We start from the raw sequence: 13,832 nt of genomic DNA, 5'->3' as shown, positions 1-13,832 counted from the left end.
CGTCATCCTCTCTATTTTTTATTGCCAATGGTTCTCTTTGCTTTCTCTACCAATAGCTCCACAGCAATATGCACTTTAATCCATCCTTTCCTCCCTCCATTTATGACGCATCCATTCTCCTCTGCTGGGGACTTTCATCCCTGAAGAATAGTATCTGCCTTCAGCTTTGGATATATTCAGGGAGCTTTCTCAAAAATCCTTCCATCTGGCGAAATGGAAGAAAAGCGATGTGAATGAAATCAAGGAATATCATGAAAGATTCTGGAAATTTATATGGTCTTCCTCTCTTTTTATAATTCATTTCATCAAGTTCTTTATTCCATGTTTCCATAAAATCCAGAGAAATGTACATTTCTTCTCTCCTCACCAATTGTTCATTATATTCTTTCCAATTTCTCTCATCTGGCATCCATATCTCCTCTTATAGAAATGCTGCAAAAATAAAAAATTTTAGGGTTTATTCAACACAGCATGTCATTTCGAAAAATTTTTAAATTAACATCCATTTTATTAGCGTTCATAAAAAGAGCGTTCAAGTGATGATATGAAAATATTGCTGGTTAATGCATATAAAAATGCAGGATATTTCAGCAGGTTAAGAGCAAAATTTTTTATTCCTACTTTATCTCTTCTTCAAATTGCTTCATGCACTCCAGAAAAGCATCAAGTAAAAATAGTAAATGAATGGTATGAAAAAGTTGATTTTGAAGAAGAATGTGATTTAGTTGGCATTTCAGCTTTTACCCCTGACGCTTTCAGAGCATATGAAATTGCGGATGAATTTAGGAAGAGGGGAATAAAGGTTGTCATTGGCGGATATCATGCGACCGCAATGCCAGAGGAGGCGAAGGAGCATGCGGACGCAGTTGTGATAGGTGAGGCGGAGAATAGCTGGAAAATTTTGCTGGATGATTTTGAGAAAGGAAAATTGAAGCAATTTTATGGATGGAAAAAAGTGGAAGGAAGTAATATTCCTCCTCCAAAAAGAAGCGTTGATAATCTTAACTCTTTTTCATCTGCGATACAGGCTACAAGAGGATGTCCCTATAGATGCGAATTCTGTCAGCTAACTGCTTTTAATGATAATATACATAGAAAAAGGAGAATAGAGGATGTTGTAAGGGAATTTTCTTCCTTACCCACCAGGATAGTATGGTTTCATGATGCATCTCTTACAATCAATCCATCTTATAGCAAAAATCTCTTCAAAAAAATTATTGAAAATAAGATAAGAAAAAAATGGATTGCATTTGGAAACATGCAAATTCTTTCTCAAGATATAGAAATTTTAAGATTGGCTGAAAAGGCGGGATGCGTTGCATGGATGGTCGGAATAGAAAGCATATCACAAAAAACAATTGATGAAGAGATTAAGAAGAGAGGGAATATAGTTGAGAAAATTCCAAAAATGATTGAAAAAATTCAAAAGGAGGGTATGATGGTATGGGGCTCCTTTATTTTTGGTTTTGATAATGACAAGCCAGAAATATTTGATACAACTCTTGAGGCAATTCTTCAATGGGGAATAGATCTTGCTAACTTCAGTATCCTCACTCCACTTCCAGGCACGCCTGTATTTAAAAAAATGTTAAATGAAGGAAGAATATTAACCTTTGATTGGTCGAAATATGACATGGTGCATGCTGTTTTTGAGCCAAAAGGGATGAGTGTTAAAGAGCTTGAAGGAGGAGTAAAAAGATTATATGTTAAATTTTATTCAATGGATAAGATGGCAAGAAGATTTTTTAATACAAAAGGGACTTTAAACAAATTTCTCAATCTTTTTGCAAATTTAAGTGCAAGAAATCTATGGAGTTTCTACTTTAACCAAAAAAATAATTTATAGAAAAAACATTTAACTTGTGGATTACAAAAACATTGGATTTAAAGCTGGCTTGGAAATTCATCAGCAAATTGATGCACATAAGCTTTTCTGCTCATGTCCCTCTGAGTTAAGCGAGAAAGCGGAAGAAACATTTTCAAGAAGGTTGAAGGCAACAAAATCAGAGATTGGAAAAATTGATAAGGCAGCAATTGAAGAAGAAAAAAGAGGAAGAAAATTTATTTACCACATCTCCCCGTCTTCCTGCCTGGTGGAGGCAGATGAGGAGCCGCCCCATGAAGCAAATAGTGAGGTGATTGATTTTGCAATAATGGCTTCTCTTCTGTTTGATGCGCATATTTTTGATGAGATACATTTTATGAGGAAAGTGGTTATAGATGGTTCAAATACAACAGGTTTTCAGCGAACCGCTCTTGTTGCAATAGATGGAAAAATAGATGATGTTGAGATTGCTACGATATGCATAGAAGAGGATGCCGCTCGAAAAATAGAGGAGAATGAAAGAGAAGTTAAATATTCTCTTGATAGGCTTGGTATACCCTTAATAGAGATTGCAACATCTCCTACAATTACATCTCCTTTAAAAGCAAAGGAAATTGCTGAAAAAATAGGACTTATATTGAGAGCAACTAAAAAAGTAAAGAGAGGAATTGGAACGATAAGGCAGGATTTAAATATCTCTATTGAAGGAGGTGCAAGGGTTGAAATAAAAGGAGTGCAGGAATTGAATGATATTCCAAAAATACTTGAAAATGAAGCTAAAAGGCAGATTGAGCTTATTGAAGTTAGCAAGCGATTGAAAGGGTTGGATTTTAATTTTGAATTAAAAGATGTAACAAAGATTTTTGAAAAAACATCCTCAAAATTTATAAGAAAGGCAATTGAAAATGGTGTTGTTTTTGCAATAAAATTACCGAATTTTAAGGGACTTTTATCTGGATTGATATATAAGGAGCATCGCCTTGGAAAAGAACTTGCAATGCATGCAAAAATAAATGGAGGAGGAATAATTCATTCAGATGAGCTACCAAATTATGGAATAAGCAACGAAGAGGTTTTAAGGGTAAGGGAAGAGTTAAATTGTGGCGGACAAGATGCTTTTGTTATATCTGCTGGAGATGCCGAAATTGTGAAAAAATGTCTCCAAGCGGTCTATGAAAGAGCTAAAAAAGCATGCGAAGGGGTGCCTGAAGAAGTAAGGAGGGCTTTGCAAGATGGAACAACTGAATACATGCGCCCCCTGCCTGGTGCAGAGAGAATGTATCCTGAAACGGATATAAAACCGATAACGATAAGAAAGGAAAGAATTGAAAAGATAAAGAAAATTCTGCCAGAAATACCTGATAAAAAAATTGACAGAATAGCAAATTATTATGGGCTTACAAAAGAAGAAGCAAGGCAGTTGGTCATGCTTGAAAAAGATGAAATATTTGAAGAATTTGCAAAAAAATTCGGGCAGGAAAAGATTGTTTCAAGAATATTGCTGAATATAATCCCTCAGATAGAAAAAGAAGGATATGAAGTTGATAAAGAAATGGTTGAAATTGTTTTGAAAGGATTTCAAGAGAAAAAATATGCAAAAGAGGGAATAGAAAAATTACTCAAATACTTTGCAATGAATAAAAGTTATAATCTCGAGGAAGCGATAAAAGAATGTGCCCTCAGCCATATGGGTGAGGAAGAAATTAGAGAATTTGTAAAAAAAGTTATTAATGAAAGGATGGATTTTGTTAAAGAAAAGGGAAAGGAAGCAATTCAGCCCTTAATGGGCGTTCTCATGGCAGATTTGAGGGGGAAAGCGGATGGAGCGCTGATAAACAGGATACTTAAAGAAGAGATGGAAAAATTAAAATAAAAATATAGACATTTATTCCATGAATCTTGAAGAAGAATTTCCTCTGTTAAGGGAGATAAGGAGCGAAGAAATAAGGGAGAAGGTTAAAAAATGCTATGAAATTGCAATGGAGAGGGGAGGGTGGAAAAATTTAAGGGAAATACCATTTACACTGCTTCTTGAAAAACCATATTCATATGTTGAGCATGTAAATAATGTTGCAAGCATGGCATATGAAATAGGGAAAATCAAGAAATTGAATATGGATAATTTAATCGCTGGCGCAATTCTTCATGATGTGGGAAAATTGCTTGAGTATGAGAAAAGAGACGGGAAGGTTGTTAAATCAAAATTTGGAAAGCATGTCCGCCATCCCGTGGCGGGCGCGGCTCTTGCAATGGAAGTGGGGCTTAATGATGAGATAGTGAATATAATAGCTTCTCATTCAAAGGAAGGGGAATTTGTTGAGAGATGCAAGGAAGCAATTGTCATTCATCACTGCGATTTTATAGATTTTGAAATAGCGGGTGGTAAGCCATGAAGATAAATGAAGAAGCTTTTTCTGGAACTGAAAATGAAAGGGATTGCATAGTTAAAGTTTCTCCTGGGGATGGTGAAGTAATTTTGAAAACAAAAACGCATCTTTACAAGGGGCATATAGAGGAAATTGTAAGAAAAAGGCTTGAAGAAATTGATGTAAAAGCAAATGTTGAAATAATTGAAAATGGGGCAATAGATTATGTCATAATTTCCCGCCTCGAAGCGGCGATTGCAAAAGCAAGCAGGGAAGATGTTACTGATAAAAAAGTTAAGAGGGGAAAAACATCAAAGGACAGGCTCAGGAGAAGCAGGCTTTATATTCCTGGAAACAATCCTCGCCTGATAAATAGCGTTGGGGTATATGAGTGCGATTGCATAATCCTCGATTTGGAGGATTCAGTAATTTTTGATCATAAGATAGATGCAAGATATCTCGTAAAAAATGCTTTGAAAACGATGGATTTTGGAAAATCTGAAATATGGGTAAGAATAAATAAAGAAATGGCAAGGGATGATATAAAGCAAATAACATATGGAAATCCTCATGGAATATGTCTTCCAAAAGTAGAGAGCAGGGAAGATATAGAAGTAATCGAAAAAATAATTGATGAAGCAAATCTTGATTGTCATCTGATGCCAATAATAGAAACAGCTAAGGGTATTGCAAATGCAAATGAAATTGCAAAAGCGAGCGAAAGAATTGTTGCAATTGCCTTTGGTGCAGAAGATTACTCCCGTGATGTTGGGTGCAAGCGAAGCTGGGAAGCAATGTTTTATCCCCGCTGTAAAATTCTTGTTGCAAGCAAATCGGCGGGATTGCAGGCTTTGGATACGATTTATCCTAATGCTGAAGATGAGAAAGGGCTCGCTGAGGAAGCAAGAAGAGTTTTTGAAATGGGGTTTGATGGGAAGGGAGCAATTCATCCTTCACAAATTGAAATAATTCATAAATGCTTCACCCCAACCAGTGAGGAGATAGAGGAGGCAAGGAGAATAATAGAAGCAATAGAAGATGCAAAGAAAAAGGGCTTGGGGGTGGCTACGCTCGATGGAAGAATGATTGATTTGCCAGTTGAAAGAAAGGCAAGGAGAATATTGAAGCTCGCAGAGATAAAATAAAATATATTCACGCTATTTTATGTCAGCAGGGGTAGCCAAGCGGATAAAGGCGCAAGGTTCAGGGCCTTGTGGCGCAGGCCTTCGTGGGTTCGAAATGCAAACGGAAATCCCACCCCCTGCATTTTCCAGTAAATATATTTTAAGTTGTTTGTTTTAAACATATGAAATTGCTTTATTCTAAAGAAATAAATTTGCAAAAAATAGCAGATGCCTTAAAAGAAAATTTTGGGCTCCAAGTAGAAGATGCTGGATTTTTTAAGCCAAGAGAGGAGGCATATAATAAAAAAAGAGGGCAATATGACGCAAGCATTCTTGTTGAATTTATCCCTCCTTTCTCAATATTGATTGTGGATGTAGATATTTATTTGAGGGGAATGAATTTTATTTTCGGGCTTGCAACAAAAAATAGGGCAATTGTATCTTGCTATAGAATTCCTGAGGAAATAATAGCAAAAGAAGTTGTTCATGAAGTCGGGCATTTACTTGGTCTGCCACACTGCAAAAATGAATGTGTTATGAAATTCTCAAATAGCGTGATCGAAGCAATTATTAAACCATCTTTTCTCTGTGATGAGTGTAAGAAAAAATTGGGGAAAAGAGATTAAATCCATCCCCTATCTTTCATTGCCTGAACCACTCTTTCAACACTCACTATATATGCTGAAGTGCGCATGTGTATGTCCTTTCCTTTCTTCTTGTATTCTTCTCTCTTGTTTATTACATCCCAGAATGCCTGGCTCATCTTTTTATCTAACTTTTCATACACCTCTTCATAGCTCCAATAGTAGCCATATATGTTCTGAACCCACTCAAAGTAGCTTACCGTTACTCCACCAGCATTTGCAAGGAAATCTGGCAAAACAAGAACTCCTTTTTTATGTAGTATTACATCTGCTTCTGGAGTTGTTGGTCCATTTGCGAGTTCAAGTATTATTTTTGCCTTTATTTTGTCTGCATTTCCTCCATGTATTACATTTTCAATTGCTGCCGGGATAAGTATATCTACCTTTAATTCCAGTAACTCTTCGTTTGTTATTTTCCTTCCTTCCTCATATTCAACCACGCTACCCTTCTTTTCTTTTGTCTCAACCGCCTTATCAAAAGGAATTCCGTCTTCATTATATATTCCTCCTTTTGTGTCGCTTATTGCAACAACCTTTGCATTCTTGAAGAGCTTTTTAACAAGCAGATGAGCATACTGCCCCGCATTTCCATATCCCTGAATTGCAACAGTAACTGCATTCTTTGGATTTATATTTTCCTTAATTTTTATCAATTCCCCGTAAGGTTTATGCATGTTTTCCATATCTGGCTCAAGAGGTAGGTTTATATATTTTGCCCCTTCTCTTAGCACAAACATTCCTCCCCTGGCTGTTGCGTCCGCCCTGCCCTTGCTCCCGCCTATGCTCAGCGGCTTGCCTGTTATAACGCCTGGCGCATTGTAGCCAACTATCTTGCTGTATTCATCCATCATCCAAGCCATTATCTGCGAATTTGTATATACATCTGGGGCTGGTATATCTTTTTCTGGCCCGATAAAGCGAGAAATTGCTCTGACATATCCTCTTGCAAGTCTTTCTTTTTCTGCGTCGCTCATTTCCTTTGGATTGCATATTATTCCTCCTTTTCCTCCTCCATAGGGCAAATCAACAATTGCTGTCTTCCATGTCATCCATGCAGCGAGTGCTTTCACTGTATCTAAATTTTCTTCTGGATGCCATCTTATTCCTCCCTTGGTGGGCCCCCTTGCATCATTATATTGCACCCTGAAGCCAGTGAAAACTTTTGTTTCCCCGTTATCCATCTTTACTGGTATTGTTACTGTTAGCGTCCTCATTGGCTCACGAAGCATTTGATGAGCTGCCTCATCAAGCTCCATTATTTTTGCCGCTTCATCCAACTGCTTTTGCGCTATTTTAAAAGGATTTTTTTCTTCCATATTTTCACCAACCATAATAAATAAATTAAATTTAAAGCTGATTTGATAATTGTTAGCATGTATCACGAAAGTATTTAATGATTGAAAAGGATAGCCTTCAGGATGGAAAAAGAGCCACCTCCTAAAGGCGATATGCATGCTAACATGGATATCTACGAAAGCAAAGAAGGATTTAAAGGAAATTTTGGTAGCTCTCTCCATCTCAACTTTTGGTGATTTGCTAACTGCATTATCAATGGGTTATTTTAATGAAAGCTTGAAGATTTTTCCCGCTCTTTTAATATTGATTCCTCCAGCAATAGATATGAGGGGAAATATTTTTTCATCTCTTGGCTCAAGATTGGGCACGCATCTCCATACAGGAGAAATTCTGCCTGGAAAGAAAAATCCTTTACTCAGAGATAATATCTCTTCTTCTTTCAATCTAACCTTTTCAATGAGTTTTTTCCTCGGTTTCATTTCATGGATAATATCAAAAAGAATTGGTTTGGAAGCAAGTTTTCTTGAATTAATTTTAATTTCATATCTTGCTGGCTTATTTTCTGCGTTCATAATGCTTTTTTTAACCCTTAATGTTGTTTTTGCTGGATATAAAAAAGGATGGGACCCAGATAACATAACAGCACCAATAATAACATTTGCAGGAGATGTATTTACCCTGCCATTGCTCTTCATGTCCCTAAAAATTATAACCAGAATTGATTTTAAATTGCAATTTATCATGCTAATGTTTTTCATTTTTATAAGTTTTTTCAGTTTTTCCAGCATAAGGAGAAAAAATTTCAGAAAAATTATAATAGAAAGCACCCCTTTACTCATTATCTGCGCATTTCTCAGCTCAGCATCTGGGGCAACCATCGGCTCACAGCATGGAGAACTTTTTGCAATTCCAGCCCTCTTAACAATTCTTCCCGCCTTTCTCGAAGATGGGGGCGCGATAGGGGGCATCCTCGCCGCCCGCTTTTCCTCCGCCCTTTTTACTGGAGAGATTAAAGCTGCCAGGAAGCCGCCGAGAAAAGTTTTTGGTCTTTTTGCAATAGTTCATTTAGTTGCTTTAATAGAATTTTTTTCAATAGGAGTAATAGGATATGCAGTTAACAAATTTTTTATGATACCAGTAAATATTTTTCAAATGATAGCAATATCGGTTATTGCGGGGCAGATACTAATCTTTATAATGGATTTCCTCGCCTATTATACTTCAATATTTTCCTTTAAAATAGGTATAAATCCGGATAATGTTACAATACCCGTTCTTACAAGTGTTGCGGATTTTGTGGGCTCTTTATGTCTGGTTGGAATAGCTTATTTATTCCTTTGATAGCAATATTTCTATCGCTGAGATATGTTTGTTCTCTATCTCTTCAGTAAAAATCTTTATTTCTTTTATCTTTGCATCTTTAACGAATTTATTTATGCTTATCTGGCTTGCATCAACTGCTGTTGAAATTGCTTTCCCCCTTGCCTTGATGCATACTTCATTGCTTCCCTTTTCAAATTCCATTGCAACAGCGGTAGCATATTTTATAGGAGCTTTATCTCCAACATATATAGTTTGCATCTAAAAGAAATAAAATAGAGATATATAATTTTTCTCAGAAAGATGCTCTCAGAAGGAAAACTTTATAAAAAAATTCTTTTATTTTTTTATGCTATTAAAACTATTTGTTGCTTTTTTAATCCTTATGCCAAACTCATTTATACAACTGAATAAGAACTCTTATGATTTCTTGATAATTTCACCAGATGCATGGCTGAGCGAGATTGAAGCATTGAAGCAGCATAAGGAAAGCAAGGGAATAAAAACAATAGCAGTGGGGCTAAATGAAATTTACAGTAGCAATGTAGCGAGAAATGGCAGGGATGATGCTGAAAAAGTGAAATATTTCATTAAAAATGCAATTGAGGAATGGGGAATAAAATATGTTATGCTTGTAGGAGGAAGAAAAGTCGGGCTAAAGGAAGATTGGTATATGCCAGTAAGATATGTTTGGGTGAATGACAGGAGCTCTTCCTGGGAATATGAAAGATGTTTTTTGAGCGATCTTTATTTTGCAGATATATATGATGCTAAAGGAAATTTTTCTTCATGGGATACAAACAATAATGGCTATTATGGAGAATATGAGCATGAAATTGGAGATGAAAAATTTTATGATGAAGTTGATTTATTTCCAGATTTATATGTTGGAAGAATACCAGCTGAAAACAGGGAAGAGTTAAAAAAAGTTATAGAGAATATAATAAAATATGAAAATAGCTCACCATCCAATAGGGCTATCTTATGTGGGGAGATTTATATCCAAATGATCCTTGGAATGTTGCAGAGGGAGAATATATTCTTGAAGAAATTGCAGATGGGCTGAAAATTTATGAAATTGTTAAAATTTATTCAGATGATTTGAGCAGTAAAAAGATAAATGAAGAAATAAATAAGGGAGCAGGTTTTATTGTTTTTGAGGGGGCGGGCAATCATCATTTATGGGCAACTCATAGAAAAAACAGCAATGAATGGATATTTTATAGATCATTCAACATTTTACAGATTAAAAACGAATTCCTGCCAATTATTCTAACTTCAGGAACACATCTTTCGCAGTTCAACAGGAGCAATTGCTTTAACTGGCTATTCTTGAAATATGGAAAAGCTGTTGCAAGCATCGGCTCAACGGGCTTGTGCTGGATTATTCATGGAGAAAACTTGACGGATGCTTTTCTTGGGAAATTGCATGTTTTATTTTGTGAGGAATTTGAGGATAAAAATAATTTAGGAGAGGCATGGGGATGTTCAATAGTCAGATATTTATCAAATTCATCTTTTGAAAACATTTCAATGGCATTTCATATAAAGGCCGCTGAAGAATTTATTATTTTTGGCGACCCCACTCTCCAATTAAAGAAAAGTAGAAAGATTAATATGGAAAGGGTTTTGCATGTTGGAGGAAACGGAGTAAATAATTATACAAAAATTCAGGATGCAATAAATGATTCTGTAGATGGAGATACAATAATTGTTCATGAAGGTTTTTATGAAGAAAATCTTATCATAAATAAATCATTAAAAATTTTAGGAGAAAATGCAAAAATAAAAACATCGAGTATAGAGATTTATGCAAATAATGTTTATATTGAAGGATTTTCCATAGAAGGAAATAAAAAAGGAGAAACAATAAAATGCTACGGAGATAATTTTTATTTCTATAAAAATGAAATTTATTTTTCCGGGAAAGGGCTGTTTATTACTGGAAATAGTAGCAAAATAGAGAAAAATATTATTAGGCAAAATGAAGTTGGTATATGGATTGAGGGGAAAGGCTGGATGATAAATGAAAATGATATAATAAATAACTGGTATGGAATATGGGCTGAAAAGTCTGAAAATTTTCATATAACCAAAAACAATTTTTCATATACTCAGTGGTATGGAATGTGGATTGAGGGGGAAAATGGATTCATAGAGGAAAATAATGTATCTAAAAGTTGCTACCCAGTTTATATTTATAAAACTTTTGATACAAAAATATCAAAAAATTTTATATCAAAAAACATGGAGGGTGTGCAGTTTTTAAATTCAAAAAATAATTCTTTTGAAGAAAATTATTTAGAGGAAAATCAGAGATACGGTGTTTATCTGGGAAGCGATTGCACTGGAAACAGAATAATTAGGAATACCTTTATCGATAATATCCCAAATGCAAGAGATGATTCAATTAATATATGGAATGAAAATTACTGGAGCGATTACATAGGAATAAAAATAAAAATTCTATGGATTTTAGGACTGCCATATTATATACCAAAATTTTCCTTTGACTGGAACCCAAGGATAAAACCAAATTATTTATAGACGCATGCTTTAATTTTTGTGGAGAAAGAAGCAAAATTCTGGATTTCAAAAGATGGAGAGGTGCAATGCACTTTATGCCCTCATAATTGCCTCATTAAGGATGGAAAGCGAGGAATATGCGGGGTAAGAGAAGCAAGGAATGTAAAATTATTTACCCTTATATATGCATCTGCTTCCTCCGCCAGCCCCGACCCGATTGAAAAGAAACCTCTCTTTCACTTTTATCCAGGAACTCTTGTTTATTCTATGGGCAGCGTGGGATGTAATTTAAAATGCATGCACTGCCAGAATTATTCAATAAGCCAGGCAAAGCCAGAAGAATTTTATCTTGAAGAAATTATGCCCCATGAAGCAGTTGAAAGGGCGAAAAAATGTTGTGATGGAATTGCATGGACATATAATGAGCCAACCATATGGATAGAATATGCTCTTGCCTCCGCAAAAATTGCAAAAAAAGAGGGATTGTATACTGTTTTTGTTACAAATGGTTATATAAATGAGGATGCAATATATGAAGTAGCTAAATATATTGATGCTGCTAATATAGATTTAAAGGCAATTAACAAAGATTTTTATAAAGAGATATGCAAGGGAGAAATTGAGCCTGTGCTTGATGCATGTAAAAGTTATAAAAGTAAAGGTGTTCATATAGAAATAACATATCTTGTTATTCCAACAAAAAATGATGATAAGGAAGAGATAAGGAAGTTTTGTGGATGGGTTTTAGAAAATCTCGGAAACGAACAAGTAGTTCATTTCACTGCTTTCTATCCACATTATAAAATGAATGATTTGCCTCCTACACCCTTAAAAAAACTTTTGGAAGCATATAAAATTGCAAATGAAGAAGGTCTTAATTATGTATATTTGGGGAATGTTCCTCATGGAGATTATGAAAATACTTACTGCCCAAATTGCAAAAATTTGCTTATAGAAAGGCATGGCTTTTCTTCAAAAATAGTTGGCTTGAAAGATGGAAAATGCAATTCGTGCGGAAAAAGGATACCTGTTATAGCAAAATAAAACATATTGTTTTTAAATTTAAATGTATTTACTTTTATTATGGATGTAATCCCAAAAATAGGTATAACAGGGGCACCAAGAGTTGGAAAAACAGAGGGATTAATTAGAATTATGGAAAGATTGAAAGACAAATATACTTTTGGAGGAATGATTACAAAAGAAATTGAGGAAAATGGCGAGAGAGTGGGATTTAAAATAATTGATTTAATGACAAAAGAGGAAAGAATTTTTGCTCATGTTGATATTGATTCTTCTTATAGGGTAGGAAAATACAAAATAAACTTGAAAGCTCTTGATGAATTTGGCATACCAGCGATAGAGAGAGCTATAAAAGATGATAGGATAGATATTGTTGTGGTTGATGAAGTCGGTAAGATGGAATTGGAAAGCAAGAAGTTCAGGGAAGCAATTAAAGAAGTTCTTGATTGTGAAAAACCCGCATTGATAACATTGCATAAGAAATCAAGAGATGCAACATTGCAGGGAATAAGAAATAGAAATAATGTCAGGATATTAGAGATCACCCAGAAGAATAGGAATCTTCTGCCATATAAAATAGAGAAGATTCTTGAAGAAGAAGGAGTTTGATGATAAAGGAAGGGAAAACGGAAATAAATATTTTTGAATTTGAAGCATATAAGGGTCCTGGTAAAAAAAAGCCAAGCTTTTATAACCCAACATTTGAAATTGATAGGGATATAGAGATTATATTCTGTCAGTTTATTGCAAATAAAGGAGCAAAAAAATTTTTGGATGCATTTTCATCAACTGGTATAAGGGGGATAAGGATAGCAAAAGAAGTCGATGGAGAGATAGAAGTTCATCTAAATGAGATAAATCCTTTATCATCTGATATTCTAAAGAAAAATGTTACCATGAATAGTGTAAATGTAATAATACATAGCGATGATGTAAAAAAGCTTTTGCTCAAATATAAATATGACTATGTGAATATTGATCCCTATGGCTCTCCAGCTTATTTCATTTTCCCTCTTGCACACGGACTGAGAAAAGCTGGCTATTTTTCAATCACCGCAACTGATGTTGCTACTCTCTGCGGGGTATATAGAAAAAGTTGCATAAGAAGATATGGGGCAATTCCTATGAGGGGGCAGGCAATGAAAGAAATAGGAATGAGGATACTTCTTGCATTCATAGCAAAAAATCTTTCAGTTTTTGATTACAGCTTCTCCCCTATTTTAAGTTATTCATACAGCCATTTTTTCAGGATTTATGGGATGGCGGAGAAAGGTGCCGGGCGCGCGGATAAAACGATGGATAAGGTTGGATGGGCATACTGGAAAGATGGATGGAATTTCTGCAATTTTGAAGAACTGCCGGATAAAAATTTCTGCGGTCCTTTATGGATTGGTGAGATGCACAACTCAATTTTTTTAGATGAAATTGAAAAAATATTAAATGAAAAGGATTTAAGAAAAAGGAGAGAAATAAACCAGCTATTAGAGATATGGAAGGAGGAGCAAAATCTCCCAGCTCTTTTTTATGAGACAAGTCATATAGCAAGGGAAATCAAGGCAAAACAGCCAAAAATATCTGAAATAATAAATAATTTAAGGTTAATGGGTTACAAAGCAGGCAGAACCCATTTCTCAAAATCTGCCTTTAAAACAGATGCTCCATATGGGGATATAAAAAGTGTTTTTAAAGCAAAGCCAAAAAATTAAAA

The 13,832-nt window shown here is 35.0% G+C and carries 14 protein-coding genes and 1 tRNA gene; 12 read left to right on the top strand and 3 right to left on the bottom strand.

The genetic code is table 11. The features are described 5' to 3' along the window. Window positions 1-160 precede the first annotated feature (160 nt). Window positions 161-409, bottom strand: coding sequence for a hypothetical protein (locus tag H5T45_03970; GenBank protein MBC7128872.1), 249 nt, complete (start codon window positions 407-409; stop codon window positions 161-163). Window positions 410-544: 135 nt separating this feature from the next. Between H5T45_03970 and H5T45_03965 the strand changes: the two genes are divergently transcribed. The 6 genes from H5T45_03965 (at window position 545) to H5T45_03940 (ending at window position 5,941) form a co-directional block, all read left to right on the top strand. Then, a complete protein-coding gene (locus H5T45_03965) occupies window positions 545-1,846 on the top strand; it encodes a radical SAM protein (protein ID MBC7128871.1) in 1,302 nt (433 codons plus the stop codon). A gap of 16 nt (window positions 1,847-1,862) precedes the next feature. Beyond that, window positions 1,863-3,698, top strand: a complete 1,836-nt coding sequence (gatE, locus tag H5T45_03960) for a Glu-tRNA(Gln) amidotransferase subunit GatE (GenBank protein MBC7128870.1) — start codon at window positions 1,863-1,865, stop codon at window positions 3,696-3,698. Window positions 3,699-3,717: 19 nt separating this feature from the next. After that, entirely contained in the window at window positions 3,718-4,218 is a 501-nt protein-coding gene (locus H5T45_03955; GenBank protein MBC7128869.1) for an HD domain-containing protein, read from the top strand. Continuing rightward, complete coding sequence (locus H5T45_03950; protein ID MBC7128868.1) at window positions 4,215-5,336, top strand: HpcH/HpaI aldolase/citrate lyase family protein; 1,122 nt, start codon at window positions 4,215-4,217, stop codon at window positions 5,334-5,336. Before H5T45_03955 ends, H5T45_03950 begins: the two co-directional genes overlap by 4 nt. A gap of 25 nt (window positions 5,337-5,361) precedes the next feature. After that, a tRNA-Leu gene (locus tag H5T45_03945) sits at window positions 5,362-5,457 on the top strand. 40 nt (window positions 5,458-5,497) lie between these two features. Next, entirely contained in the window at window positions 5,498-5,941 is a 444-nt protein-coding gene (locus H5T45_03940) for a peptidase (protein ID MBC7128867.1), read from the top strand. On the opposite strand, the gene H5T45_03935 is transcribed toward H5T45_03940, so the two are convergent. Beyond that, on the bottom strand, window positions 5,938-7,275 hold the full coding sequence (locus H5T45_03935) for a Glu/Leu/Phe/Val dehydrogenase (protein MBC7128866.1): 1,338 nt from the start codon (window positions 7,273-7,275) through the stop codon (window positions 5,938-5,940). The genes H5T45_03940 and H5T45_03935 overlap by 4 nt on opposite strands. Window positions 7,276-7,411: 136 nt before the next feature. Here H5T45_03935 and H5T45_03930 point away from each other — a divergent pair, with 136 nt between their 5' ends. After that, the gene (locus H5T45_03930; GenBank protein ID MBC7128865.1) at window positions 7,412-8,596 is read left to right on the top strand and encodes a magnesium transporter; all 1,185 of its coding nucleotides are present in this window, start codon (window positions 7,412-7,414) and stop codon (window positions 8,594-8,596) included. Here H5T45_03930 and H5T45_03925 read toward each other — a convergent pair. Next, on the bottom strand, window positions 8,585-8,836 hold the full coding sequence (locus tag H5T45_03925) for an RNA-binding protein (protein MBC7128864.1): 252 nt from the start codon (window positions 8,834-8,836) through the stop codon (window positions 8,585-8,587). The genes H5T45_03930 and H5T45_03925 overlap by 12 nt on opposite strands. An 88-nt stretch (window positions 8,837-8,924) precedes the next feature. Between H5T45_03925 and H5T45_03920 the strand changes: the two genes are divergently transcribed. The 5 genes from H5T45_03920 to H5T45_03900 are packed head-to-tail and all read left to right on the top strand — an operon-like array spanning window position 8,925 to window position 13,830. Continuing rightward, the gene (locus H5T45_03920; protein MBC7128863.1) at window positions 8,925-9,641 is read left to right on the top strand and encodes a hypothetical protein; all 717 of its coding nucleotides are present in this window, start codon (window positions 8,925-8,927) and stop codon (window positions 9,639-9,641) included. Further along, window positions 9,560-11,122 (top strand): right-handed parallel beta-helix repeat-containing protein, encoded by a 1,563-nt coding sequence (locus tag H5T45_03915; GenBank protein ID MBC7128862.1) that lies wholly within the window; start codon window positions 9,560-9,562, stop codon window positions 11,120-11,122. Before H5T45_03920 ends, H5T45_03915 begins: the two co-directional genes overlap by 82 nt. An 18-nt stretch (window positions 11,123-11,140) precedes the next feature. After that, a complete protein-coding gene (gene amrS, locus H5T45_03910) occupies window positions 11,141-12,145 on the top strand; it encodes an AmmeMemoRadiSam system radical SAM enzyme (GenBank protein MBC7128861.1) in 1,005 nt (334 codons plus the stop codon). Window positions 12,146-12,184: 39 nt separating this feature from the next. Further along, on the top strand, window positions 12,185-12,733 hold the full coding sequence (locus tag H5T45_03905; GenBank protein MBC7128860.1) for an NTPase: 549 nt from the start codon (window positions 12,185-12,187) through the stop codon (window positions 12,731-12,733). Further along, window positions 12,733-13,830 carry a hypothetical protein gene (locus H5T45_03900; GenBank protein ID MBC7128859.1) on the top strand — a complete coding sequence of 366 codons (1,098 nt, stop codon included), beginning with the start codon at window positions 12,733-12,735 and terminating at the stop codon, window positions 13,828-13,830. Before H5T45_03905 ends, H5T45_03900 begins: the two co-directional genes overlap by 1 nt. The last annotated feature ends 2 nt before the right edge of the window (window positions 13,831-13,832 follow it).

It is taken from the genome of Thermoplasmatales archaeon (genome assembly GCA_014361245.1).
In the GTDB taxonomy this organism is placed as follows: domain Archaea; phylum Thermoplasmatota; class E2; order UBA202; family JdFR-43; genus JACIWB01.
Note: the sequence above shows the minus strand (reverse complement) of the source record. Positions and strands in the feature narration are given on the sequence as shown.

What these genes read in the sequence shown, in the direction of transcription:
- H5T45_03965 (MBC7128871.1), top strand. Translation starts at nt 545, where the DNA reads ATGAAAATATTGCTGGTTAATGCATATAAAAATGCAGGATATTTCAGC.
- H5T45_03955 (MBC7128869.1), top strand. Translation starts at nt 3,718, where the DNA reads ATGAATCTTGAAGAAGAATTTCCTCTGTTAAGGGAGATAAGGAGCGAA.
- H5T45_03930 (MBC7128865.1), top strand. Translation starts at nt 7,412, where the DNA reads ATGCTAACATGGATATCTACGAAAGCAAAGAAGGATTTAAAGGAAATT.
- H5T45_03900 (MBC7128859.1), top strand. Translation starts at nt 12,733, where the DNA reads ATGATAAAGGAAGGGAAAACGGAAATAAATATTTTTGAATTTGAAGCA.
- H5T45_03950 (MBC7128868.1), top strand. Translation starts at nt 4,215, where the DNA reads ATGAAGATAAATGAAGAAGCTTTTTCTGGAACTGAAAATGAAAGGGAT.
- H5T45_03920 (MBC7128863.1), top strand. Translation starts at nt 8,925, where the DNA reads ATGCTATTAAAACTATTTGTTGCTTTTTTAATCCTTATGCCAAACTCA.
- H5T45_03940 (MBC7128867.1), top strand. Translation starts at nt 5,498, where the DNA reads ATGAAATTGCTTTATTCTAAAGAAATAAATTTGCAAAAAATAGCAGAT.
- H5T45_03970 (MBC7128872.1), bottom strand. Translation starts at nt 409, where the DNA reads ATGCCAGATGAGAGAAATTGGAAAGAATATAATGAACAATTGGTGAGG.
- H5T45_03915 (MBC7128862.1), top strand. Translation starts at nt 9,560, where the DNA reads ATGTGGGGAGATTTATATCCAAATGATCCTTGGAATGTTGCAGAGGGA.
- H5T45_03925 (MBC7128864.1), bottom strand. Translation starts at nt 8,836, where the DNA reads ATGCAAACTATATATGTTGGAGATAAAGCTCCTATAAAATATGCTACC.
- H5T45_03935 (MBC7128866.1), bottom strand. Translation starts at nt 7,275, where the DNA reads ATGGAAGAAAAAAATCCTTTTAAAATAGCGCAAAAGCAGTTGGATGAA.
- H5T45_03905 (MBC7128860.1), top strand. Translation starts at nt 12,185, where the DNA reads ATGGATGTAATCCCAAAAATAGGTATAACAGGGGCACCAAGAGTTGGA.